This window comes from Kangiella aquimarina DSM 16071 (assembly GCF_000374105.1).
GTDB lineage: Bacteria > Pseudomonadota > Gammaproteobacteria > Enterobacterales > Kangiellaceae > Kangiella > Kangiella aquimarina.
On the sequence record NZ_KB893651.1, the window covers coordinates 555,246 to 578,972 of the forward strand.

Here is a 23,727-nt window from a genome sequence, read left to right on the forward strand (position 1 = left end):
GTTGCGAGCTGGCTTAAAGAATTACTTGTTCTTCATCACCATCGCGAGCCGCGATATAACCGATGTTATAAACGGTTTCACCCAGGGTTTGTAACAGGTCAGATGCTCTTTCTGCATTTTCCTTGCTAACCACTAAAACCATACCGATTCCGCAGTTGAAGGTACGATGCATTTCATGGCGATCGACGTTACCCTCTGTCTGAAGCCACTGGAAAATTTTAGGCATTTGCCATGCACTGGTATTGATCATGGCTTTGCTGTTCTTAGGCATAACGCGAGGTAGGTTTTCTTGAAGGCCACCGCCAGTGATGTGTGAAATGGCTTTAACTTCTACTTCCTTGAACAAGCGAAGCAAAGGTTTGACGTAAATTCGGGTTGGTTCAAGTAGGGTTTCGCCCAATGTTTTACCATCTTCAAACTCTGCATTAACGTCTGCGCCACTGACTTCAAGGATTTTGCGAATCAAAGAATAGCCATTTGAATGTGGGCCGCTCGATGCAAGACCAAGAAGAACATCACCAGATTTAACCTTGCTGCCATCAATGATTTTTTTCTTATCAACGATACCGACACAGAATCCAGCCAAATCATAGTCATCGCCTTCATACATGCCCGGCATTTCAGCGGTTTCGCCACCGATAAGAGAGCAACCAGATTGCTCGCAGCCCTTAGCAATACCCGTTACTACATCTGCAGCAATATCTACATCCAGTTTGCCGGTTGCATAGTAATCGAGGAAGAACAGCGGCTCTGCACCTTGAACTACCAGGTCATTGACGCACATGGCAACCAGGTCGATACCTACCGTATCGTGTTTTTTGAGATTCAAAGCTAGACGAAGTTTTGTGCCTACGCCATCGGTACCTGCAACAAGCGCTGGCTCTTCATAACCTGAAGGCAAGTCGAATAATGCGCCAAAACCACCAATACTTCCCATCACTTCAGGACGGTATGTTTTCTTACAGACGTCTTTAATTCGGTCTACTAAGGCGTTACCTGCATCAATGTCCACACCTGCGTCTTTGTAGCTCAGGGATTTTTTGTCGCTCATTTGAATTCCTAGATAAAAGTGGGCTTGGGTCAATAGACCCCGTCAAAAATTGCGCTAATTTTACTAGATGCGGCTATTGATAGAAAGGAGTGGTCTTGAAAAAAGCAGTAACTTAATGGCTCACAGGCAAAGAAAAAGCGGCCGAAGCCGCTTTTTGATAGATTCACCACTTAGTTTTGTGGATCTGGGGTGATGGTCAGCTCAACACGACGGTTTTTCGAGCGGCCTGCCTCAGTTTCATTTGGAGCAACTGGGTAACGTTCACCATAACCCACAACGCGTAGGCGATTATTTGGAATTTCACGCTGACGTAGGTAAGAAGCTACACTATTGGCGCGTTTTTCAGATAGTTCCTGATTGTAAGAATCACTACCCACTGAGTCAGTAAAGCCTGCCACTTCAAGGTTTGTGTCTTTAAACTTATACAAAACTTTAGATACTGAGTCTAAAACAGGGTAAAAATCACTATCAATCGCATAGCGGTCAGTCTGGAACGTAATGTCACCAGGCATGATTAGGTGAATCTGATCGCCATCACGCTGTACGCCAACACCAGTGCCTGCCAGCTCTTCACGAAGCTCAGCTTCCTGGCTATCCATATAAGCACCGATACCAGCACCAATGGCACCACAGCCTAAAGCTGCATTACGGGCACTTTTGCTATCGCGGGTTGCACCAATCAGGCCACAGGTAATGGCACCGATTGCACCATACTTAACCGTCTTACTGGTTTGTTCTTCACCTGTGTATGGATTGATTGTTGTACAACCAACTCCCATCACGCCAGCAACAATTGCTGCGGTTACTGTTTTCATAAAAGGGGTCGAAATTTTCATATTAGATTCTCCTCGGGTTCCCCAAAAACGTAAATTCATCATAGCTCATCAGAATGAATACTAACTGAATTAACAGTGACTTATTAGCGTATCTTTGTATTTTGAGTAAAACAAAGAAGGTTGTGTGAATTGTTCCTCAATATTGCCAATAAAGCGCTTTATTTTAAGGCATAAATGGCTGGTAGGTTCCGCCATAAGCCTTTGAAATCCATGCCACAACCAAATATATAGCGGTCGGGTACGGTTAATCCTGCAAAGTCAGGGCTAAATCCTGATAAAGGTTTTCTGGTGTGTTCTTTATCAACCAGTACAGTGCATTGCAGGCTTCTCGGCTTAAGTGCCTGGCATTCTTTAGCAATGGCTTCCAGAGTTATGCCTTCATCAAAGATATCATCAAGCAGCATGACGTGATGATTATGTATTTCGTCGGCTTTGGGTTTGACCAGCCATTGCAATTCCTGCCCCTGAGTTTTGTCGCCATAGCGAGTGGCGTGTATGTAGCTCACGGATACAGGAATAGTTAACAGGCGTAAAAGCTGTCCAGCGAAGTAGAGGCCGCCATTCATAATGCAGAAAACATGCAACGGTGCAGAGTAGTCCTGAGCATTAATCTGTTGAGCAAGTTTATTGATAGCCTCATCCACCATCTGTTCGCTGACAATGATTTCGGCTTTCTCAAGAATATTTTCTGGGTAAGAGGTAGGGTGGGTGTCTTTGCCCGTATCGATTTGCGTGCTTTCGGTATTGTTATCTTTCGCCATGATTGAGGCTATGCCTGAGTGTGAAGTGGATGAACTGGGGGATATTATAGGTAACTGCAAGTGAGCAATCCATTGCAAAAAAGTGACTTAGCCTGAACTATTAAAAGCCTGTAACGGCTATCTGGGCTAATTGCCTGGCGTGATCAGTAAAAACTGATAAAATGCCCAAATTGTTGGGATATTACCCTATTGCCTGTTTTTCTATAGATATATTTATTGAATCAGGTAACGAAAAGATAATTAAAACAGGAACTTAGATTCATGAGACGTCTTTTTAAACAAAGTTCTTTCTTCGCATTGTTAATAACAAGCTTATTTATCCTCCCTGCACAGGCTGAGCGAATTGCTGATCTCTATTCTGCCAGCTGGCCTGTTGAAAGCCAGTCGACAACTGTTCGTCAGAAAGCAATGACCAATGCTTTTGCAGAAGTCCTGATTCGCGTTAGCGGCAGTAAAGATGTTGTTTATAATTCTGATATTCAGGCTGCTTTGCCAAATGCTCAAAATTATATGCGCCAATATTCCTACAAGCGACTAAGTGCAGCTGAGCAGATGGTTTACGAAAAGCCTTTATTGTTGGTTGCGACATTCGACAGTCAGGCAGTGAAGAAAATTTTGCAGGACGCTTCTCAGCCTGTCTGGTCTGAAAATAGGCCATCTGGAGCTTTTTGGATTGCGATTGAGGAAAATGGAAGCCGCCGAGTAGCAACTGATACAAATGACGAGGTGACGATTTCCTTGAATCGTGCAGCCAGTCGCCGTGGACTGCCTATTATATTGCCATTGATGGATCTGGAAGATAAGTCGCAAGTTACGGTTGGAGATATCTGGGGCCGATTTACTGGGCCAATAAAAAGAGCGTCTGAGCGTTATAATGCAGATTATGTGGTTACTGGTCAGCTATCGCAAAGTGGTGAACAGTGGTTTGGCCGTTGGTCTTTGGAGTTGGGTGGCTCAGTGGAAAATATTTCCAGTACCGCTGCCAGTAAACAACAGCTTGTGGCTGATCTTGTAGATCAGGTTGCTGATAAACTGGCTTCACGTTTGGCGGTGTTATTCTCGGGTGAGGTCTTAGCGGTCGAAATCTATGTGGAAAATATCCATGATCTTGAGGCGTATGCAGGTGTTCGTAACTACCTTTCGAACTTGGGAATGACTGAATCAGTGAAGGTTCTACAGGTTAAGGCAGATGCGGTTCTGTTCGAAGTAAAAGTGTTAACTTCACCACAAAACTTGATTGATGCCATCAATATAGGGAATAATCTGCGTCGCATCCCAACTAATCAGGGATTAAATGGGCGATATAGTTTTAGCTGGCGAGGTTAGACAATCGTTCAGCAATAAAAATAGAAAGGGAAATGCAATAAAAACATGAGCTTAAGTATACTGCCAAATATCATTACCATCATGCGGATAATTCTGATTATTCCGTTTGCTTACTATGTAATGGTCGAACAGTATGCGCTTGCCTTGGTTATTTTCCTAATTGCAGGTCTCTCTGATGGTCTTGATGGATTGCTGGCAAAGCGTTTTCGTTGGCAAAGTCGCTTTGGCTCAATCACTGACCCATTAGCAGATAAACTATTATTATTGGTGGCGCTTCTGCTGTTAGTGGTTAAAGGACATATTTCCTGGACTTTGTTCTGGGTTTCAACTGCAAGAGATGTGATTATTGTTGGTGGTGCTACTAGCTATCATTACCTCGTTGGCCCCTATGAGATGCAACCCTCACTGATTTCTAAGTGGAATACTGCCTTATTGATTTTGCTTGTGTTGTTGGTGCTTTTGACTGTTGCAGGCTGGTATCCGGTTCCTGAGTTACTTTTGCAGAGTTTGGAAATAACCGTAATTCTGACCTGTATTATCAGCGGTCTACATTACATCTGGTTAGGTATCGTTAATTATAGGTCAGTGAAAAATCAAGCGAAGTCGGACACACTCTCTAGCCCAGACTCGACTGAGCCACCAGAACAATAAGTGACACAACTCATTTCATGCAGCAATTACCTCTCGATATTGAGCTTCATTCTGACGCAACCTTTGCAAATTTTGTAGAGGGCGAAAATCAGCTTTTGCTGCAAAAGCTCGATAGCATATGTCAGGGGGACAACGACTTCATCTATATCTATTCTGAAAAGGGGCACGGTCGCAGCCATCTGTTGCAGGCATTAACTCACGCTTTTTCAGAGCAAAATCCAGATAAGCTGATTGCTTATTTGCCCTTGGATAACAGAATGTTACATCCCCAAATGTTGGATGGGCTGGTAGCTTTTGACTGTGTCTCGCTTGATGGGGTGGATGAGGTCATAGGGCAACTTGAGTGGCAAACAGCCATTTTCAATCTCTACAATCAACTGAAAGAGCAGGGTAAAAGCCTTCTAGTCACAGGGCTAGTAGCTCCATCGCAACTGGGAATAGAGCTTCAGGATCTTAAGTCCAGGCTATCGGCTATGTTTATCTATAACATCAAGCCGCTAAACGATGAAGAAAAAAGGATTCTGTTACAAAAGAAGGCGCAGGAGAGAGGGCTTGAGCTTGGGACTGATGTTGCTCAATATTTATTGGCTCGCCAGCAACGGGATTTACCCACATTGCTGGAGATTCTAGACAAATTGGATCAGGCTTCTCTTCAGGCTAAACGTAAGTTGACGATTCCTTTCATCAAAGAAGTCCTTGATTTGTAAAGATTAGTCTCCTGACTGCTCTTCAAAAAGAAACTCAAGACTGAGTTTGGCATGTCTTAAATGTGGTATGACGATTGAACCACCAACCAGCATTGCAACGCCCATAGCTTCATCCAGTTCAGCCTTATTCCAACCCTGTTTTACGCACTGCTCCAAGTGATAATCGATACAGTCATTGCAGCGCAATACCATTGACGCAACCAGCCCGAGCAGTTCTTTAGTCTTTGAATCAAGAACACCTTCACCATATGCTGTTTTATCTAAGCCAAAGAAACGCTTTATTAGCAAACTGTCTGTATCAAGAGCCTTTGCGTTACCAAGCTCTCTTTTCTGACGGAACTCTTCAAAAGGATGAGTCATAATAATCCTCAAATGTGCAAAAGAATCTATTGTACTGACGGCCAGATTTAGCTCAAGTAAAACTGCTGTTAGATGCTGTTTTATATAAAGTTTCTATGGTATAAATAGAGTGCTACGGCTTGGCTGAAGAGGAAAACCCATGTCTCTGACCTCAGAGGATAATAAAGAATTATTAAATATATTAATGCAAGGGGAAAAAGTCTGGAATCAATGGCGCAAAGAGAACCCGAAAACTCACGCCAATTTTGACGGACAAGATCTTCGAGGGCTGGACCTGTCTGGTTGTGACCTTTCTGAAATGAGTTTCGTTGGAGCCAATCTTGCCTATTCGGATTTACAGGGTGTCGCCCTGATAGCAAGTAATCTTACAGATGCAAATCTATGTTACTGCAACCTTACTGGAGCCAAGCTGATTGCTGCTAACTTGAAGCAAGCCAATTTAAGCCATGCCAATTTACTACATGCCAATTTATTAACCGCCATTTGCTTTAGAACCGATTTATCCAGTGTTGATTTACGCGATCATGATTTGCGTGGCCAGGACTTACGTGAGGCAAATTTAAGCGGAGCTGATTTACGAAATCAAAACCTGGAAGGTTTGGATATGCAGGGTGCGAAGTTAATTGGCACTAAAATGGATAATGTAAACTTACGTGATACCAATTTAAATAAAGCAAACCTTTCTGATGTAGATTTATCCAGTTGTCGAATAGAAGGAGTCAGCTTAAAAAGTGCAAACTTAAGTAACGCTAATCTTTCTGGTCTCGATCTCTCTGGGTTTAATTTAAGCGGTGTTAATTTTAAAGGCGCAGATTTACGCAGTGCAAACCTGACTAAAGCCAATCTTGATAATGCTATTTTAAGCGCTGCAAAGTTATGGCAAGTTCAAACTAATGGTTGGTCAATTCGTAATATTGAATGTAGTCATGCAAGCTGGGATCAGCGTGGCCGCGACTATACTCATTATGCAAAGAATCAATTCGAAAAACTATTCGCGGACAAGATAACTTTTACGCTACGTTACCAGCGTATGCTTTCCTATCAGGACCTGGCAACCTTACCATTTTTGATTGAACATCTGGAAGCTAGCTATTGGGGCTGTAAGTTACGAATACGAGATATTCGCAATGAGCCAGGAGACACTCGAGCCATTATTGTGGTAGAGGATACAGGAGGTCTAAACCCGACCATGCTTGAAGCCAGCTTGCGTCAGGAGGCTGAAAAGTTACAGTCAATTCAGATCAGTCTTCAGTCAGAACGTAAGTTGCAATTTGAAATTCGTGAATCGCTACAGGCCATTAAAGATAAATACTGGCCAAAGCTGCTAGAACTTTCAGAAATTGATAGTGATGCTAAAACACGTCGTTTAGCAGTATTGTTTACCGATTTAAAAGGCTTTTCTCATTGGACTGAAGAAGATAGAACAGAAAAGCTATCATTATTCCGAGGTCTTCTAAAACCGGTTTTGAAAAAATGGCAAGCTAGCTATCCAAACATGGAAGGTGACTCACTTAGAGCGACCTTCCAAAATGTCGAAAGTGCCTTAAGCTGTGCTGCAATGATTCAGAAAGTTCTAGCAGGTGCTGGTTTTGCCTTGCGTATCGGCCTAGACATAGGTGAGGTTAAGATTACCCACAACGAAATTACCGAGCAGCTTGATATTGAGGGTGATGCGATAAATTTTGCAGCGCGACTTGAATCAATGGCTGAACCAGGGGAAGTCCTGGTGTCTGAAAATGTTCGTCATTATGCTATTCAGGCGGATTCCGCATTTACTTTTAAAGAACAACGTCTGGCATTAAAAAAGGCCGTTGGCGATAAACAGGCTGGTGATAAGATTGTCTGTTATTCGGCACAACCATTGGCGTTTGTTCAGCCTCCGGAGTCATAGATGACATTTACGTCCAGGTCGGTATTGTTATTAACAGCAGTTTTATTTTTTTCGGCAAGTGTTTTAGCAGAAGAAGAAACTCCTTCCATTCCCTCTACAGACATCACCATCATCCCCATAAAGTCTGATGGCAAACTCATCAAAGTTGAGGCTGGCAATGCACTTAATGTATTGCATCACGATGGTTATGACAATCAGCCTCACTTTTCAAAAGATGGCAAGCAGCTCTACTTCACTCGAATGCTCGACCAGCAAACCGATATTTTTGTTTATCGATTTGATGATAAGAAGTTATCTAATATCACCAATACTCAAAATATCAGCGAGTATTCTCCCACGGTTTACAATCCATCTAGCCTAAGCGTGATCGGAGTCAACCCTGAAGGCCAGCAACATCTGCGTTTGGTTAGTTTAGTTGGTGATTCTCAAAAAGTGCTTAACCCAGAAATAGAGCCTGTCGGCTACCACGCCTGGCTTAATACCGAGTTGGCAACCGTTTTTGTGCTTGGAGATGTGATGACCTTGCAATTATTTGATATTAATTCGGAAGGTCAGTCAGAGCCGCTAATCGAAAACATTGGTCGTTGTTTGCAGAGAATTGAAGAAAATAAAGTCAGTTTTACACAGGTTATCGATGGACAGCACCATTTATTCACCCTCAATCAGAAGGCTGAGGTTGAGCCTACAGGGATAGTATTACCTGACGGTGTACAAGACTATGTTTGGTGGGACTCTGAAGGAGTGCTGGTTGGTCAAAACAGTCAACTATGGTATATAAGTAGTGCTCAAAAGAAACAGGTTGCAGATTTACAAGAACTAAAAATAAACAATATCACGAGGCTTGCATTACATAATACTGAGCAAAAACTTGCGATAGTCCACGAGTAAAACCTCTAGGAGCAGTCTTACATGACACGAAAGGCGAAGCCGCTACCATTTTTGGTAAAGAACCTGATTGCAATTGGCATCATTCTGCTTTTGGGCTTTGCATTTTTATTCCTGGCTGGTCGATGGTTAGAGTCAACAGAACATCAATATGCCGAAGAGCGCTTTAATGATGTATCCATGCGCTATCTTCTAAAAGTTTCCAATGATGTTGAGCGGTTTATTGATGATGTTGATCAGCTGGCAACCTTCTTTTCACTATCAGAAAAAGTTACCAGGTTTGAGTTTGAGCACTTTGCGATGAGCAATCTGGTCAAGCATGGTGGTGTTCAGGCTTTCGAATATGTTCAGATTGTTAGACATGAACAACTGGATTCATTTTTGGAGAGTGCCAGAGAAGCATATCCAGACTTCACCATGACAGAGAAACAAGATGATGGGAGCTTAATTCCACTGGTTCTTAATAGAGATACTTATTACCCGATCCTTTATGCATATCCTTATGAAGAAAATAAAGAAGTTATTGGTTACGATCCATACAAAGCTGAGCCACGCCAGGAAGCATTAGAGCGCGCTATTTCAACTAATGATACAACCGTCAGTTCAAGAATGGAGCTGCATCAGCATCCTGGAAAGTCCGCAGCTTTAGTATTCTCTCCTGCATTTAAGTATGAAAAATCAGGGAAGGTATTTGAAACTATTGGCTTTGCTGAAGGAGTCTTTGTACTTGAAGACTTGATTAGTGAAAGTTCAGATGACTTGGCCCGATTTGGGTTAACCTTGGTTATAAAGGATGTTACCGATGGAGAGCCTGTTCTTCTGCTTGAGCACCACTCAAGGGGGGAGCGTCAAATTGACGAAGAGCATTACTTTTCCATTGATAAGACATTTAGTTTCGGTGGCAGACAGTGGAATATGACAATAATAGGCAACATCGAAGAGTTCTATTTGCCATTATCCAACGCTCGATATTCTCTAATTTTAGTAGTAGTGCTACTTGCTATTCTGCTTTGTTACTTTATGTATCTGGTGTTTGTGCTGTATAGAAATAACCAGGTCCTTATGGAAAGTAAAGGTCAGCTGAGAAAGAATATTAATGAACTTGAATCAAGTCGAAATCAATTGGTCTATCAGGCTAATCATGACTTCCTGACCGATCTTGAAAACCGCTTTGCTTTAGACAAATTTTTAAACGAGCTTATTGAGCACAAGACAAAACAATCGCATGTTGCCTGTTTGTTGGATATAGATAAATTCAACCTGGTTAATGATTCATTTGGTCATGAAGCTGGAAACTTTGTATTAAAACAGTTCGCAAAAATCATTCAGAGCAACATCGGCAAGGAGGACAGAGCTTACCGCCTAAGCGCCGATGAGTTCTTAGTTATTTTTGACTCCATGCAATTAGAGTCCGCCTACCATGTAATCGATAAAATTATCAACATTGTTCATGATACCGTCTTTGATTGGAGTCAGATGAATATCAATGTCCATGCCAGCGCAGGTATGGCTGTCATCAGCTCCGATACTCAGGGCGCAAGTGAAGTTTTATCTGAGCTTGCATCGGCCAGAACTATTGCAAAAGAAAAAGGCGGAAACAGAATTCATGTTTTCGATAAAAATGATCCTGAGAGTGTGCATTTTCATAATCAGGTACTGTGGGTTAATCGCATTAATAAAGCGTTAGACGAAGACCGCTTTGCTTTGCGAGTGCAAACCATCAAGAGCCTAAATAATACTGGTGATTTAAAAGAAGTTCTTGTGGTCATGTTGGATGAAGAGGGAGGAATGATTCCGCCTATTGAGTTTATTCCGGCTGCAGAGCGCTTTAACTTAATGCACAAAGTTGATCACTGGGTTGTAGACCGTGTACTTGAATATCTTGAAGCAAACACTCAAGCCAGCGAGTTCTTATGGTGTATAAACTTGTCAGGTGTATCACTTAACAGTGAAGAGTTTAGAAATCGCCTGGTAGAGCAGGTTTCTGAATCTCCAGAGCTGGCGAAATATCTCGTATTTGAGATAACCGAAACTGCAGCCATTAATAATTACGAACTGGTAAAAACCTTTATTGATAATTTGAATGACTATGGCTGTAAATTTGCTTTAGATGATTTTGGCAGTGGTATGTCTTCATATGGTTATTTAAGAAATATACCTGTTGATTTCATTAAAGTGGATGGTTCATTTATCAAGCAAATTCTTGAAAATGATTATGACCAGACCATTGTTAAAAGTATCTGTGAAATCAGTGTCCAGTTAGGCATTAAAACAATTGCTGAGTTTGTTGAAAACGAACAGGTTTTAAATAAGATCGAAGAAATGGGTTTTGACTATGGGCAGGGTTACCACATCGATAAGCCAAAACTTATTTAACAATCTTTAGACAAAAAAAAGCCGCAGAAGCGGCTTTTTTTATGGGTATGTGACAACTTATAGCGTTGGGCCTGCAGGAATCAATGCCTTGGCTTTGTCATTATCTGCAAAACGGTTGAAGTTCTTGATGAACATTTCCGCAAGTTTCTTAGCTTTTACTTCCCAGTCCGCAGCAGTTGCATATGTGTTCTGCGGATTAAGGATTTTAGTATCCACACCTTTCAGCTCTGTTGGGATGGCTAAGTTGAAGTAAGGCAAGTTCTCAAATGAGCACTCCTCGATAGAGCCGTCCATGATGGCATCAATAATGCCGCGTGTATCTTTGATGGATATGCGCTTACCAGTACCATTCCAGCCAGTATTGACCAGATAGACTTCTGCCCCAGCATCTTGAATGCGTTTTTCCAATACTTCTGCATATTGAGTAGGATGAAGTGACAGGAATGCTTCACCAAAACATGAAGAGAAGGTTGGTGTTGGTTCGGTAATACCGCGCTCTGTACCTGCAAGTTTAGCCGTAAAGCCCGACAGGAAGTAGTATTGAGTTTGATCAGGCGTTAGTTTTGCAACAGGTGGTAAAACACCAAATGCGTCTGCAGTCAGGAAAACTACTTTCTGAGCATGACCAGCCATAGACACTGGCTTGACGATATTGTCGATATGGTAGATAGGATAAGAAACGCGAGTATTCTCTGTTTTACTACCATCGTCGAAATCAATTTTACCATTTTCGCCTACCACAACATTCTCAAGGAGTGCATCACGACGAATCGCGCGGTAGATATCAGGCTCGTTTTCTTCTGTTAAGTTAATTGTTTTTGCGTAACAGCCGCCTTCAAAGTTGAAGACACCATTATCATCCCAGCCATGTTCATCATCACCGATTAGAGCACGTTTTGGGTCTGTAGAAAGCGTTGTCTTACCGGTACCTGATAGACCAAAGAAGATAGCAACATCGCCTTTCTCGCCAACGTTTGCAGAGCAGTGCATTGACGCGATACCTTTTAATGGCAACAGGTAGTTCATCATTGAGAACATACCTTTTTTCATTTCGCCGCCATACCAGGTGCCACCGATCAACTGGATTTTCTCAGTTAGATTGAAAGCAACAAAGTTTTCAGAGTTAAGTCCGTGTTCTTGCCACTTTGGGTTGGTTGCCTTAGAGCCATTCATAACCACGAAATCTGGCTCAAAGCCTTCCAATTCCTCTTCAGTTGGACGAATGAACATGTTCTTAACAAAGTGTGCCTGCCAGGCAACTTGAGTGATAAAGCGAACTTTTAGGCGGGTTGCTTCGTCAGCACCGCAGAAAGTATCAACTACGAATAGGCGGCTGTTGGATAATTGATTGGTAACAACCTGCTTCAAGTCTGACCATACTTCTGGAGAAATTGGTTTGTTGTCGTTTACTCCATTTTTTGACCACCAGACCGTATCGCGGGTGGTATCGTCCATAACGATGTATTTATCTTTTGGTGAACGACCTGTAAAAATACCGGTATCTACCGCAACTGCACCAGTGTCAGTGACCACACCTTTTTCATAACCTTCGGCGCCGGGCTTGGTTTCTTCTTCAAAAAGTAATTCGTAAGACGGGTTATAAACGATTTCTGAAACTGAGTGGATGCCATATTGGCTTAAATCAAGATTGCGAGACATTGGGTACTCCTCTTGGACAAAGGCTTCTCAAACCTTTGCAATGCAACTGTTAAGCTAAGCGGTTCGGGATGCTTAAAAATTGCGCGCTATTATCGCAGAAAATAAAAAGGCTTGCGAGAGGTAAAAGCTATCAATTGTCAAATTTTTTGCCAGTCATTGGCATTTTAAATCGATAGCTTGTTCTATGGTTAAGCACAGGGTTGAGTGCTGTGAATTATCAGCAGCAAGCAAAAGCGCTTTATTGGTCTTTTTGGCTATCTAAACCTTAAGAGTTTCGTTTCAGAGATAGGCGAGCAATATCTACCAACGCCTGCTTATATTGGTTATCAGGTAATGGCTCCAGAGCTGATATGGCCTTAGCTACTGCTTGTTCTGCGGCCTGATAAGTGTATTCAATAGCGCCTGTTTGCTCGATAACTTGCAAAATGGCTTCCATATTATCAAGTCCACCTTGCTCAATAGCCTGACGAATCATCTTGGCATCACTTTCAGAGGCATGCTGCATGGCGTAAATAAGGGGTAGTGTAGGTTTTCCTTCGGCCAAATCATCACCGACATTCTTGCCCAGCTCCTGGGTATCTGCGGCATAGTCCAAAGCATCATCAATCAGCTGGAATGCATTGCCCAGCTGCAGGCCATATTCTCGTAAACCGTTTTCTATATTTTTAGAGGTACCCGCTAGAATGGCCGCCAGTTGTGTTGCGGCGGCGAATAAAATGGCTGTTTTACGCTCAATGACCTGATAATAAGAAGCTTCATCCACATCGGGATCATTCACATTCATAAGCTGCAAGACTTCACCTGCAGCCACTTCATTTGTGGTTTGCGACAGGACTTCCATTACGCGCATTTCACCGACTTCAACCATCATTTGAAATGAGCGGCTGTAAAGGTAGTCACCAACTAGCACAGAAGCCTGGTTACCGAACATGGCATTGGCTGTCTGACGGCCTCGACGTAGATCCGACTCATCCACCACATCATCATGGAGCAGGGTCGCGGTATGGATAAGCTCAATGACAGCAGCCAGGTTGGGATGAAAATCCCCTTTATAATTTAATGACTTAGCTGCAAGAAGAAGGAGCATAGGACGGAGTCTTTTGCCACCTGCAGCAACAATATAGTGACCGACCTGATTTACCAGAACCACGTCTGATTGCAGTCTATCTAAAATGATTTGGTTGGTAGCATCAAAGTCATCAGCAACCAGAGCTCGAATTTGGTCAAGGGTCATCATATTTATTAACAAAGCGTTTGTATTCTGTAGAAAAATCAATAAAATGCCCCGCAATCCTAGTGAGGCAGCTCGATTCGGTCAAGTCTTATCGGCTTTTTTTCGTATCGCCAGGCTGAGACTAGGCTTAGACTCGTGAAGAAAGCGTAAAAAAGCCTGATTTTATCGGCTTTTCGCTTGCTTCGGGGCGTGCTTTGGCTTACAATTCGCGCCCTTAATTCGTAATCGCATTGCATATTAACCTTGTCGTTGAGATATACGAGAGGGTCATAACTGGAGAATAAATATGTACGCAGTAATCAAAAGTGGTGGCAAACAGCACCGCGTAAAAGAAGGCCAAGTTGTTCGCTTGGAGAAAATCGAAGCGGAAACTGGTGCTAACATCGACTTCAACGAAGTATTGATGGTAGCAGACGGCGAAAACATTCAACTTGGTACGCCTCTTGTAGCAGGTGCTGTAGTATCGGCAGAAGTTGTTGATCACGGTCGCGCTAAGAAAGTAAACATTCTTAAGTTCAAGCGTCGTAAACACCACATGAAGCGTCAAGGCCACCGTCAGTGGTACACTGAAGTTAAAATTAGTGGTATTGCTCTTGATGGCGCTAAGCCAGCTGCTAAAAAGGCAACTGCAAAGAAAGCACCAGCCAAGAAAGCCGCTAAAACTGAAGGTGACGACTTAACTAAACTTTCAGGTGTTGGTCCAGTTATCGTTGGTAAATTGAGCGACGCTGGTATCACTACATTTAAGCAAATCGCCGAATGGACAGCAGAAGATGTTGCTAAATTCGACGAGCAATTGAACTTTAAAGGCCGCATCGAACGCGAAGGTTGGATCGAGCAGGCTAAAGAATTATTGAAAGGAGAGTAAACGATGGCTCATAAGAAAGCTGGTGGTAGTACTCGTAACGGCCGCGATTCCGAAAGTAAACGTCTTGGTGTTAAGCGCTTTGGCGGTGAAGAAGTAAGCGCGGGTAGCATTATTGTTCGTCAACGTGGTACTCGTTTCCACGCTGGTAACGGTGTTGGTATCGGTCGCGACCACACTTTGTTCGCAAAGGTTGACGGCAAAGTGAAATTCGAAGTTAAAGGTAAAAACAACCGTAAGTTTGTTTCTATCGACGCTTAATCGAATCAGATGAAGAAAGAGCCTCAGCCATTGCTGGGGCTTTTTTTTGTAAGCGACAATTTTAGGATTGTCGCTTTAACGATATGATAGACAGTTGGTCTAACAGGGTAACAGTGGCAGAATAGCGCTATGAAATTTGTTGATGAAGTATCCATAAAGGTGAAAGCAGGTGATGGCGGTAACGGCATCGTCAGTTTTCGTCGTGAAAAATACGTTGCACGAGGCGGCCCGGATGGGGGCGATGGTGGCAACGGCGGTAGCGTCTATGTTGTTGCTGATGCCGAGCTAAATACCTTGGTTGATTATCGCTTTGTGCGCTTTTATGAAGCAACCAGAGGCGAGAATGGACAGGGTCGTAATAAGACCGGTAGCAAAGGCGAAGATCTCTATCTGAAAGCTCCAGTTGGAACGCAAATTACCGATAAAGAAACCGGTGAAATTGTCGGAGACCTGGTGCGAGACGGACAGAAGGTATTGGTTGCTAAAGGCGGCTTCCACGGTCTTGGTAATACTCGTTTCAAAAGCTCGGTTAATCGTGCGCCACGCAAAGCTACGCACGGAACGCCCGGTGAATTCCGCGAGTTGCGCCTGGAACTTAAGGTTTTAGCTGATGTGGGGCTGCTTGGATTGCCGAATGCTGGTAAATCGACTTTCATTAGAGCTGTGTCATCAGCTAAACCGAAAGTTGCCGATTATCCATTTACTACTCTGGTTCCAAATCTTGGTGTGGTCCGTGTGGATGCCGAGTCCAGTTTCGTAGTTGCTGATATCCCTGGTGTGATTGAAGGGGCGGCTGAAGGGGCTGGTTTAGGCATTCGCTTCCTGCGTCATCTTGCCCGTACCAGGATTTTGCTGCATATCGTTGACCTGTTGCCATTTGACGAGTCCGATCCGGTGGAAAACTTCAATGGAATTATGAATGAGCTGTACAAGTATAGTGAGAGTAAGGATATTTCTTTAAAAGATAAGCCTGTCTGGCTGGTTTTTAATAAAACCGATCTTTTGCCTGAAGAAGAAGTAGAAGCTAAGATTGCTGATATGTTGGAACGACTAGACTGGGATGGCCCGGTGTATCGCATGTCAGCTATCCAGAAAGAAGGGACACGCAAAATCTGTAATGACATCATGGATTATTTGATTGAACATCCTAAAATTCGTGAGTATGAAGCAGAAACTCAGGCGCAGGAGTTCAACTGGCCAAAGCCGGGAGCGATTGATGAAGTACCTGAAGAAGCCTGGGACGATCTGGATGATGACTGGGATGACGAAGACTGGGAAGATGATGAGGGTGGCGAAGACGATTTGGATAGTGACGGTATTGCGGAAGAAGATTCGTTGGATGACCAGTCAAAAGATGAAGATCAGGATAAAGAAGAGACCGACAAATCCAGCAATCAATAATTGATAGAAAAAAAGCGAGCCATGAGCTCGCTTTTTTTTAAAAAGGAATTAATTGATAGCCTTCTTGCTGCAGCAACACTGCCATGGTCATGGCTGATAAGGCCAGTTTCACGTCAGTCGATAACTCACTTTTCTTAATGTCATAAAATGCTGCAGATTGACCGCAAATATAAAACGATACGCCTTTTTCAGATAGTTCCTTAATTAAGTCTGTATTGGGATTGTTGTGGCCATGGCGTTTCGCATATGCTTCGTCATTCAAAACATCCTTGGTGGCAGCACCATGAAGAACCACTGCAAGCTTCATATCCTCGATTTTTACACCATTCCTGGCGTGCATATTAAGAAAGCGAGCTACAGACTCAATTTTTCGATTGTATTGATCATGTTTCTTATTCGTTTCACTAATGTCAAACAGAGCTTTATAGATAAAGCCCTCTGGTAGTTTTACATCAGCATCAGTGATTGCAGAAGTTGGACCATATCCTTCAATAACTGGCCCCATTTGAATATCGCTTTTAGCAAAAAGTTGTGGTGGCACTAATAAAAAACAGCAAAATATAAATCCAATAATTTTCATGTCAAACCTCGACTTAAAGACTCTTGTTCCATTATTTATGGCTTAAATTTTTCTCAGTATACCAACAGTTAAACACGGAGCAAAAAAAAGCCACTCTTGCGAGTGGCTACAACACAGGGGGTTGTGCTAAATCGTTATTTATCGGCCTTCACGTCGTAGCGCTGAAGCAGTAAAGCCACTGTAGGTCAATTCACTGGCAAAGTCGTACATGGACTCTTTGTTGTCTAGACCGAAAGCAATGTAACGCTTGGCTTTCAGATCATGCAAAACATCTAAAGTGCTCCACAGAACCGGAACTTCGTAATAATTGATGGCATGAGCCTCACCAACACGCCATAGCTGTCCATTTTCGTCATAATGATCTACCAGCAATGCTTGCCAGCTGTCTTCATCAAGATAGAAGGTACGACGACTGTAGATGTTGGTTTCTGTGTCCTTAAGTGTTGCTTCGACAACCCACACTCGATGCAATTCATATCGGGCATACTCCTGGTTAATGTGGCCAGGGCGGATGATGTCGTCATAGTTCAACTGTTCACTGTGGAGTTGATAGGCGTTATAAGGCACAAACATTTCTTTCTTACCCTTTAACTCCCAGTTGTACTTATCTGGTGAGCCACTGAACATATCGAAGTTATCAACTGTTGAAAGTCCATCTGAAGCAAGAGCAGGAGCGTCATAGGCGACGGTTGGGGTTCTGGATGCTCGACGACGACCTGGGTCATAACGCCAGGCTCTGCGAGGATCTTCAATCTGATTTGATGTCTCGTGAACTAGTAATACTTGTCCAGCAAGATTGGATGGAGCGGTAATACGTTGCTTATAGAGGAACAGGAGGTTGTCTTTCTCAGGGTTTTCCTGAGCATAGTATTGCAAGGACTCCTGTTCAAACTTGACCGGAGTGTAACTTCCGTCTTGCTGAGGTGTAACCTGAATATATTCACGAGAAATGTACTCACCACGGTAACGTGTTAAGTGATTCCAGATTGCCTCAAGACCATTGTTCGGAATCGGGAAAGGGGTCCCAACTTTAGCATTAACCAGGCCCGCACCATCTTGTGTCAGCTCTGCCCGGGTAGAATTCTGAATACTGTAGTCATAAACCTTCTTGGGGAATGATGCAGTACGATGTGTTGGGTACACTTTAAGCTGATAGTCAGGGTATTGTTTAATCATTGCGATCTGGCCCGCTGAAAGTTTATCAGCATATTGGCTTACATTGCTCTGATTGATGACTAATAGCGGCTTTTCATCGGCAAATGGGTTTCTGTGGTGTTCGCCTGGAACATAATCCTGAGGTACTTGGAGTATACCACCAGTCCATGCCGGGATGGTTCCATCAACATTACCTGCAAGTTCCGCACCGATTGGTGATAAGGTGTTACCCAGTTGTTGGGCCTGTTCTGCAGAAACTTTGGCCTGAGAAACCTGGTGGCTGGTGGATAGCAGAAGCAGAGCAGTTAAAGTGGAGGAGATAAAGACCTTTTTCATGAAAATGCCTCAAAAAGGATCTGAAATAAAATGAGGCGCAGATTCTACTGATCCGACCAATAAAGTCAATAACTGGTCATACCTGATAGAGTAAAGCAATAGTGCTGTTTGTAAGTTATTGAAATATTAAGTGCGGTGTCTAATTATTTTACAAAGTAATAGTTCCTGGCTATCTATCAGTGCCAAAAGATAATCTTTCCTTGAAATAATTCATGAACAGCTTTATTGTTAACCATTGTTAATATTTAAGCATTGCAAGCTAATGTCAGATTCAACATCAGAAATTAAAGAGATTGCAGAAAGGCTTTATCGTCTGGCAGAGCATCTATTGAAAGATTCAAAACGCCATGCACAGGAAAGTGGTTTGACAGCAGAAAGGCTTTCAATCCTTGGTATCCTGATCAATACGGGGCCGCAAACTATCAACAAGCTGGCAGCAACTGAAGGAGTCTCTGCACCAGCCATTACTCGAACCGTCAAAAGTCTCGAGAAACAAGGTTTTGTCATTAAATCACGATCAAAAACGGATCAGCGAGTGGTCTATGTAGCACCGACGCGTAAAAGTCAGCAGTTGCTTGATGAGATACGTCGAAAGTCGCAATCTACAATCGAAGAGCTGTTGCAGGGTACTGAGGCTGATGAGACACAGCAGATTGATCAGGCAATGACAGTGCTTGAGCGTCAAATGATAAAAACAAGCTAAAACTAAGAGAGAGAGGACTATGGCTGATATCAGCTGAAGAATTTTGAGTCCACAGCTCTAAAGGGGCGATATAAAGGATTGGCATAAAGAAAAAGCTGCGACTCAAATGAGAAGCAGCTTTTATAATTCTTACTGTCTTACTACTGGGTTATGTATTTACAAAACCCATTACCAAGCGATTAAAGAGCTTGGATACGTGCAGTCAAACGGCTCTTATGACGAGCAGCTTTATTTTTGTGGATAATGCCTTTATTTGCAGCTTTATCAATCACTGGGATAGCACGCTCTAATGCAGTTTGCGCTTCAGCTTTGTTGCCTGCATCGATAGCATATACAACTTTCTTAATGTAGCTACGTAGCATTGAGCGACGGCTAGCGTTGTGCTGGCGACGAGCTTCAGCTTGACGAGCACGTTTTTTGGCAGATTTAATGTTAGCCAAGGTGAACTCCTAACAACGAAATAGTTAATTCAAAATTTAAGGTCGCGAAATATACCGCCTTTGCACGTCCTTATCAAGTAAAAACCACCAAAAACGGCAAATTCTGGCAATTTTGGGGCTTTTAAAGCGATTCTCTGGTCGCAAGCCGAATTATCACTTAAACTTGCGCCAATTTCTATAACAAACAATAGGCTAGGGAGCCGATGGGTAGCTTACTGAAATCCAGTACCATCGTCAGTTTTTGGACCATGATTTCGCGCATAATGGGCTTAGTGCGAGATGTGGTTCTGGCAAATCTATTGGGCGCTACTTTTCAGGCGGACGTATTTCTGGTTGCACAGAAAATCCCTAATTTCTTACGTCGTCTGTTTGGTGAAGGTGCCTTTGCTACAGCCTTCGTGCCGGTTTTTTCCGAGTACTACTCGAACCGCACACAAAAAGACACCGTTCAGCTGTTAAGTAAGGTTTCGGGAACGCTGGGTGGTGTATTAGCCATTGTTACCATTGTTGGTGTTTTGGGTTCTCAAGGTCTGATTGCCATTTTTGGTATTGGCTTTCTTGATGAGCCTGAGAAATTCAATTTAGCCAGCGACCTCCTGAAAATTACATTCCCTTATATTTTCTTCATTTCGTTGGTCGCCATGTACAGTTCTGTGCTCAATACACTGAATAAATTTGCCGTTCCGGCCTTTGCGCCAATTCTTCTGAATCTATCCATTATTGCAGCAGCAATAGTGTTTGCACCGACCATGGAAGAGCCTACTGTGGCACTGGCCTGGGCTATCTTTATTGCTGGTGCCTTGCAATTGTTTTTACACTTTCCATTTTTATGGAAAGCAGGGTATTTACCAAAACCACAGTGGGCTTGGAAAGATAGTGGTGTGCAACGAATTATTAAGTTGATGATTCCGGTGATATTTGGTGCTTCGGTCAGTCAGATTAATCTGCTTATTGATACGCAGATTGCTTCTTTATTGGTTGAAGGCAGCATCTCCTGGTTGTATTACTCGGATCGTTTACTTGAGTTTCCTCTGGGTATTTTTGGAATAGCCATCGCCACGGTACTTTTACCGACCTTATCTAAGTTCTTTTCGAAGAAAGATATGCAGCACTATTCGGGTACTCTCGATTGGGGATTACGTATGGTGCTAATGATTGGTATCCCTGCGGCAATCGGTTTGTTCTGGCTGGCAGAGCCGATCATGATTACCGTTTTCCAGCACGGTGCCTTTACTGAATATGATTCATTTAAAGCAGGCCAAAGTCTTCAAGCTTATTCTTCTGGTCTAATTGCTTTTATGATGGTGAAAGTATTCCTAACAGGATTCTATTCGCGTCAGGATACCAAAACTCCGGTCAAGATTGCTGTTGTTGCTGTTGTCAGCAATATCGTACTTAACCTGGCGCTATTTAAGCCTTTTGGTCATGTTGGGTTGGCTGCCGCTACCAGTATCTCAGCATTTATCAATGCTATTCTGCTTTATCGTTTTTTAAGCAAAGACAATCACTTAAAACTTTCAAGAGAAAGTAAGTTGTGGATTGGTAAACTGATATTGGCCAGTGGACTATTGTTGCTTGGTCTTTGGTATACCGATTTCAGTATTGAACAATGGCAGGCCTGGTCACGCTTGGAAGCCATCGGCATGATTAGTACCATTATTGCGGTGACTATTGTGGCTTATGCCATTCTTCTTGTGTTGCTAGGGTTAAGACGCAAGGATTTCAGGATAGGGCAATGAAGTATCTTTTAGGCATATCGCTTCTTTTGATTTCTTGCTGTGCAATGGCAGATATAAAATTTGTTAAGCACGACTTTTCTTTTGGCTCAATTTATGTACCCAGTAAAATACCCAATGCGATTATGACCTCACCCGAGAGTAAAATAATTTCTATGGGCACAAAAGGAGAATATAATTTTGTACTCAATCTGAGTAAAGAAAGTTATTTCTGCCAGTTCATAACAAAACAACAATCAAAACTATTGTTTAAAGGGAAGCCTTGTAATTATAAGCAGTTGTATTTATTGGAGAAACCATCGAGCTCTGAACTCCTAAATTTACACATAGAACTTGAGACGCTTCTAACATCAATATTCTATTTTTGGAAAGACCCTAAATATAGTGACCGAGACATAAAGATATTCGTCGAACAAGATCGCCTGAGTTCTATTTGGAGAATTGATAACTCTGGTAAAGTAAAGAGAGTCGTCTACAAATCGGTACTGGATAACTCGCAACTCTTGGTTGAGCAAGAAATAAGGTTAGAGAATACTCATAAGCTACTAATGAATGAAGGTTATAGTAAGGCACAATCAAAATTTGAGCTTTGGTTTGCAGGATTGGTTCAAGACATTGCAAATGATGAGTTTGATATTGATGGTTTTGAGGAGTTTTGTAGGCTTAATGACATTGAGTGTTTTCTTAATGAAAATGGAGAGTTCATCCATTTAACACCAGTAAGTAACTAAACAAAAAAGGGAGCTCGTGCTCCCTTTTTTTAATTGGTAACCTCTTGTAACTACTTCTCTCCAACCAGCTTCAACACTGCTTTATATCGTGGCTCTTGATGGCGCTCTAAATAATAAGTCAGCTCTTTAGTTTCAGGATTATAGTCCAGCATCCACACATTGCTTTGTGCTTCTGGAATCATCTCAAAGGTATAATCATCAGCGTGGAAAAATTGCTTATATTGAGTAGGTTGTTCCCCTTTGTAGGGTGCTGAATAGCCGCCATATAGAGTTTGCTCATCTGGTAAACCGTCTTCATGGCGGTGGTCGTGACGTAATCGTAAACCGTTATCAGTTTTGAATATGAGCCAGGTTCTGGACTTATCTTCGCCTACTTGGAACGGAATGGATACATAACGAGGACCACAGCCGTCAATCGTAGCAACCAGTTTTTTGCCAGCAAAATCATGATTGGGATCATCAGGGAAAGCTGACTCACCGACAAACTGGCTGCCGCACATGCGGGTAAGGTTATCAAAGAAGGCCAGTTCTTCATTGGTTAAGTCATAATCTGGAGCAAAAAAACAGGCGCAACTTCCTAGTAACAGACTTGATGCCAGGACCGCAGTGGATTTTAGTTGTTTTTTCATGAGGTTAGTCGCTTTTTAAATGTTCCTGAAATAGAGGTCTATATTGTCAGTTTCGGAGAATGGATTCAATTCCTATTAAAATTGGCTAATTTATTGAAAGGTGGTTAATTCCTGACCCATTGTCCGCTATAATTGCCCGCTTTGATTGGCTCGGCATCAATATCTGTCGCTTGGAGAAAATCGCGGTTATGCGCCTAATTCGTGGTCTATACAGTTGCCCCCCAAACCTGTTTCAGCAGGGCAGTATTGCGACTATTGGTAACTTTGACGGTGTCCATCTAGGCCATCAGGCGATTATTAAGCGCTTAACAGACAAGGCTAAAGCACTATCCGTGCCCAGTGTTGTAATCGTTTTTGAGCCGCACCCACAAGAATTCTTCCGTCCTGAGGCTGCGCCAGCCCGGCTTTTCAAGCTGACAGACAAGCTTCTGGCCCTTAAAGACTTAGGTGTGGATTACGTGCTGTGTTTGCGCTTTAATCAAGAGTTGGCAGAGTTAAGCGCAGAAGATTTCATACGCCGAGTGCTGGTTGAGACTTTGCACGTCAAGCACCTGTTTATTGGTGATGACTTTAAGTTTGGTTATAAACGGAAAGGCGATTTTGCTTTGTTGCAGCAAGAAGCCAAGTTCCCGGTTGAAGCTAATCAGACCGTGACACAGAGCATTGATGGAGAAAGTGCTCGAATCAGCAGTAGCCTGGTGCGTCAGGCGATTGTTGATAATGACTTTGAGCATGCTGAGAAGCTGCTGGGGCGGCCTTATCGTTTCCGAGGCAGAGTTGCGCATGGCGATAAGCAGGGCCGAACGATTGGTGTCCCCACCGCTAATATTGCACTGAAACGCGTCAAGAGTCCTTTGCAGGGCGTATACGCGGTAAAAGTATTTGGTATTAAGGATAAAGCGATTAACGGAGTGGCAAATGTTGGCATAAAGCCAACCTTAAATGCTCGTAAAGAACGCCTTGAAGTTCACCTGCTGGACTTTGACGGTGATGTTTATGGTAAGCAGCTGACGATTGAGCCTGTCGCTAAAATTCGGGATGAACAGAAATTCAGTGGTAAAGACGAGTTAATTGAACAGATTAACCGTGATATTGAAAAGGCTCGGTTAATTTTGACCGACTAGGATATACAAACTGGTCTGAGCCTTAACAT

23 protein-coding genes are annotated in these 23,727 nt (G+C 42.8%); 13 read left to right on the plus strand and 10 right to left on the minus strand.

Translation table 11 applies throughout. The features are described 5' to 3' along the window. Window positions 1–13: 13 nt before the first annotated feature. From purM to B158_RS0111950, 3 genes are all read right to left on the minus strand, one after another. The gene (gene purM / locus B158_RS0111940; protein ID WP_018625619.1) at window positions 14–1,051 is read right to left on the minus strand and encodes a phosphoribosylformylglycinamidine cyclo-ligase; all 1,038 of its coding nucleotides are present in this window, start codon (window positions 1,049–1,051) and stop codon (window positions 14–16) included. A gap of 170 nt (window positions 1,052–1,221) precedes the next feature. Beyond that, window positions 1,222–1,887: an OmpA family protein gene (locus B158_RS0111945; protein WP_018625620.1), complete on the minus strand. Its 666-nt coding sequence runs from the start codon at window positions 1,885–1,887 to the stop codon at window positions 1,222–1,224. A 158-nt stretch (window positions 1,888–2,045) separates the two neighbouring features. Further along, window positions 2,046–2,648 carry a hypoxanthine-guanine phosphoribosyltransferase gene (locus B158_RS0111950; protein ID WP_018625621.1) on the minus strand — a complete coding sequence of 201 codons (603 nt, stop codon included), beginning with the start codon at window positions 2,646–2,648 and terminating at the stop codon, window positions 2,046–2,048. A 261-nt stretch (window positions 2,649–2,909) separates the two neighbouring features. Here B158_RS0111950 and B158_RS0111955 point away from each other — a divergent pair, with 261 nt between their 5' ends. Genes B158_RS0111955 through hda form a run of 3 tightly spaced genes read left to right on the plus strand, consistent with a single transcriptional unit; the run spans window position 2,910 to window position 5,332 of the window. Further along, on the plus strand, window positions 2,910–3,974 hold the full coding sequence (locus B158_RS0111955) for a DUF2066 domain-containing protein (protein ID WP_018625622.1): 1,065 nt from the start codon (window positions 2,910–2,912) through the stop codon (window positions 3,972–3,974). Window positions 3,975–4,019: 45 nt separating this feature from the next. After that, window positions 4,020–4,625, plus strand: coding sequence for a CDP-alcohol phosphatidyltransferase family protein (locus B158_RS0111960; RefSeq protein WP_018625623.1), 606 nt, complete (start codon window positions 4,020–4,022; stop codon window positions 4,623–4,625). A gap of 17 nt (window positions 4,626–4,642) precedes the next feature. Continuing rightward, window positions 4,643–5,332, plus strand: coding sequence for a DnaA regulatory inactivator Hda (gene hda / locus B158_RS0111965; RefSeq protein WP_018625624.1), 690 nt, complete (start codon window positions 4,643–4,645; stop codon window positions 5,330–5,332). Between the two features lie 3 nt (window positions 5,333–5,335). On the opposite strand, the gene B158_RS0111970 is transcribed toward hda, so the two are convergent. After that, window positions 5,336–5,692 (minus strand): carboxymuconolactone decarboxylase family protein, encoded by a 357-nt coding sequence (locus B158_RS0111970; RefSeq protein WP_018625625.1) that lies wholly within the window; start codon window positions 5,690–5,692, stop codon window positions 5,336–5,338. A 139-nt stretch (window positions 5,693–5,831) separates the two neighbouring features. On the opposite strand from B158_RS0111970, the gene B158_RS0111975 reads away from it, so the two are divergent. Genes B158_RS0111975 through B158_RS0111985 form a run of 3 tightly spaced genes read left to right on the plus strand, consistent with a single transcriptional unit; the run spans window position 5,832 to window position 10,844 of the window. After that, the gene (locus B158_RS0111975; protein WP_018625626.1) at window positions 5,832–7,583 is read left to right on the plus strand and encodes a pentapeptide repeat-containing protein; all 1,752 of its coding nucleotides are present in this window, start codon (window positions 5,832–5,834) and stop codon (window positions 7,581–7,583) included. Then, window positions 7,584–8,471, plus strand: a complete 888-nt coding sequence (locus B158_RS0111980) for a TolB family protein (protein WP_018625627.1) — start codon at window positions 7,584–7,586, stop codon at window positions 8,469–8,471. A gap of 21 nt (window positions 8,472–8,492) precedes the next feature. Next, window positions 8,493–10,844 (plus strand): bifunctional diguanylate cyclase/phosphodiesterase, encoded by a 2,352-nt coding sequence (locus B158_RS0111985; RefSeq protein WP_018625628.1) that lies wholly within the window; start codon window positions 8,493–8,495, stop codon window positions 10,842–10,844. Window positions 10,845–10,901: 57 nt separating this feature from the next. On the opposite strand, the gene pckA is transcribed toward B158_RS0111985, so the two are convergent. Both pckA and ispB read right to left on the minus strand, forming a co-directional pair. Then, entirely contained in the window at window positions 10,902–12,503 is a 1,602-nt protein-coding gene (pckA, locus tag B158_RS0111990) for a phosphoenolpyruvate carboxykinase (ATP) (RefSeq protein WP_018625629.1), read from the minus strand. Window positions 12,504–12,768: 265 nt separating this feature from the next. Next, window positions 12,769–13,740: an octaprenyl diphosphate synthase gene (ispB, locus tag B158_RS0111995; protein ID WP_018625630.1), complete on the minus strand. Its 972-nt coding sequence runs from the start codon at window positions 13,738–13,740 to the stop codon at window positions 12,769–12,771. 283 nt (window positions 13,741–14,023) lie between these two features. Here ispB and rplU point away from each other — a divergent pair, with 283 nt between their 5' ends. From rplU to cgtA, 3 genes are all read left to right on the plus strand, one after another. Next, entirely contained in the window at window positions 14,024–14,605 is a 582-nt protein-coding gene (rplU, locus tag B158_RS13710) for a 50S ribosomal protein L21 (protein ID WP_018625631.1), read from the plus strand. A gap of 3 nt (window positions 14,606–14,608) precedes the next feature. Continuing rightward, on the plus strand, window positions 14,609–14,863 hold the full coding sequence (rpmA, locus tag B158_RS0112005; protein WP_018625632.1) for a 50S ribosomal protein L27: 255 nt from the start codon (window positions 14,609–14,611) through the stop codon (window positions 14,861–14,863). A gap of 129 nt (window positions 14,864–14,992) precedes the next feature. Further along, the gene (gene cgtA / locus B158_RS0112010) at window positions 14,993–16,264 is read left to right on the plus strand and encodes an Obg family GTPase CgtA (RefSeq protein WP_018625633.1); all 1,272 of its coding nucleotides are present in this window, start codon (window positions 14,993–14,995) and stop codon (window positions 16,262–16,264) included. A 37-nt stretch (window positions 16,265–16,301) separates the two neighbouring features. Here the strand turns inward: cgtA and B158_RS0112015 are convergent, their stop codons facing one another. Both B158_RS0112015 and B158_RS0112020 read right to left on the minus strand, forming a co-directional pair. Further along, window positions 16,302–16,844, minus strand: a complete 543-nt coding sequence (locus B158_RS0112015) for a DsrE family protein (RefSeq protein ID WP_018625634.1) — start codon at window positions 16,842–16,844, stop codon at window positions 16,302–16,304. Window positions 16,845–16,982: 138 nt separating this feature from the next. Continuing rightward, window positions 16,983–18,335 carry a DUF1329 domain-containing protein gene (locus B158_RS0112020; protein ID WP_018625635.1) on the minus strand — a complete coding sequence of 451 codons (1,353 nt, stop codon included), beginning with the start codon at window positions 18,333–18,335 and terminating at the stop codon, window positions 16,983–16,985. 262 nt (window positions 18,336–18,597) lie between these two features. Between B158_RS0112020 and B158_RS0112025 the strand changes: the two genes are divergently transcribed. Next, window positions 18,598–19,038, plus strand: coding sequence for a MarR family winged helix-turn-helix transcriptional regulator (locus B158_RS0112025; protein ID WP_018625636.1), 441 nt, complete (start codon window positions 18,598–18,600; stop codon window positions 19,036–19,038). A gap of 179 nt (window positions 19,039–19,217) precedes the next feature. Here B158_RS0112025 and rpsT read toward each other — a convergent pair whose 3' ends face one another. Continuing rightward, complete coding sequence (rpsT, locus tag B158_RS0112030; protein ID WP_018625637.1) at window positions 19,218–19,478, minus strand: 30S ribosomal protein S20; 261 nt, start codon at window positions 19,476–19,478, stop codon at window positions 19,218–19,220. A gap of 203 nt (window positions 19,479–19,681) precedes the next feature. Between rpsT and murJ the strand changes: the two genes are divergently transcribed. Further along, the gene (murJ, locus tag B158_RS0112035; protein ID WP_018625638.1) at window positions 19,682–21,217 is read left to right on the plus strand and encodes a murein biosynthesis integral membrane protein MurJ; all 1,536 of its coding nucleotides are present in this window, start codon (window positions 19,682–19,684) and stop codon (window positions 21,215–21,217) included. Continuing rightward, a complete protein-coding gene (locus B158_RS0112040) occupies window positions 21,214–21,945 on the plus strand; it encodes a hypothetical protein (RefSeq protein ID WP_018625639.1) in 732 nt (243 codons plus the stop codon). The genes murJ and B158_RS0112040 overlap by 4 nt, the downstream gene beginning before the upstream one ends. Before the next feature lie 50 nt (window positions 21,946–21,995). Here the strand turns inward: B158_RS0112040 and B158_RS0112045 are convergent, their stop codons facing one another. After that, window positions 21,996–22,574, minus strand: coding sequence for a hypothetical protein (locus tag B158_RS0112045; protein ID WP_018625640.1), 579 nt, complete (start codon window positions 22,572–22,574; stop codon window positions 21,996–21,998). Between the two features lie 188 nt (window positions 22,575–22,762). Here B158_RS0112045 and ribF point away from each other — a divergent pair, with 188 nt between their 5' ends. After that, window positions 22,763–23,698 carry a bifunctional riboflavin kinase/FAD synthetase gene (gene ribF, locus B158_RS0112050; RefSeq protein ID WP_018625641.1) on the plus strand — a complete coding sequence of 312 codons (936 nt, stop codon included), beginning with the start codon at window positions 22,763–22,765 and terminating at the stop codon, window positions 23,696–23,698. Window positions 23,699–23,727 lie beyond the last annotated feature (29 nt).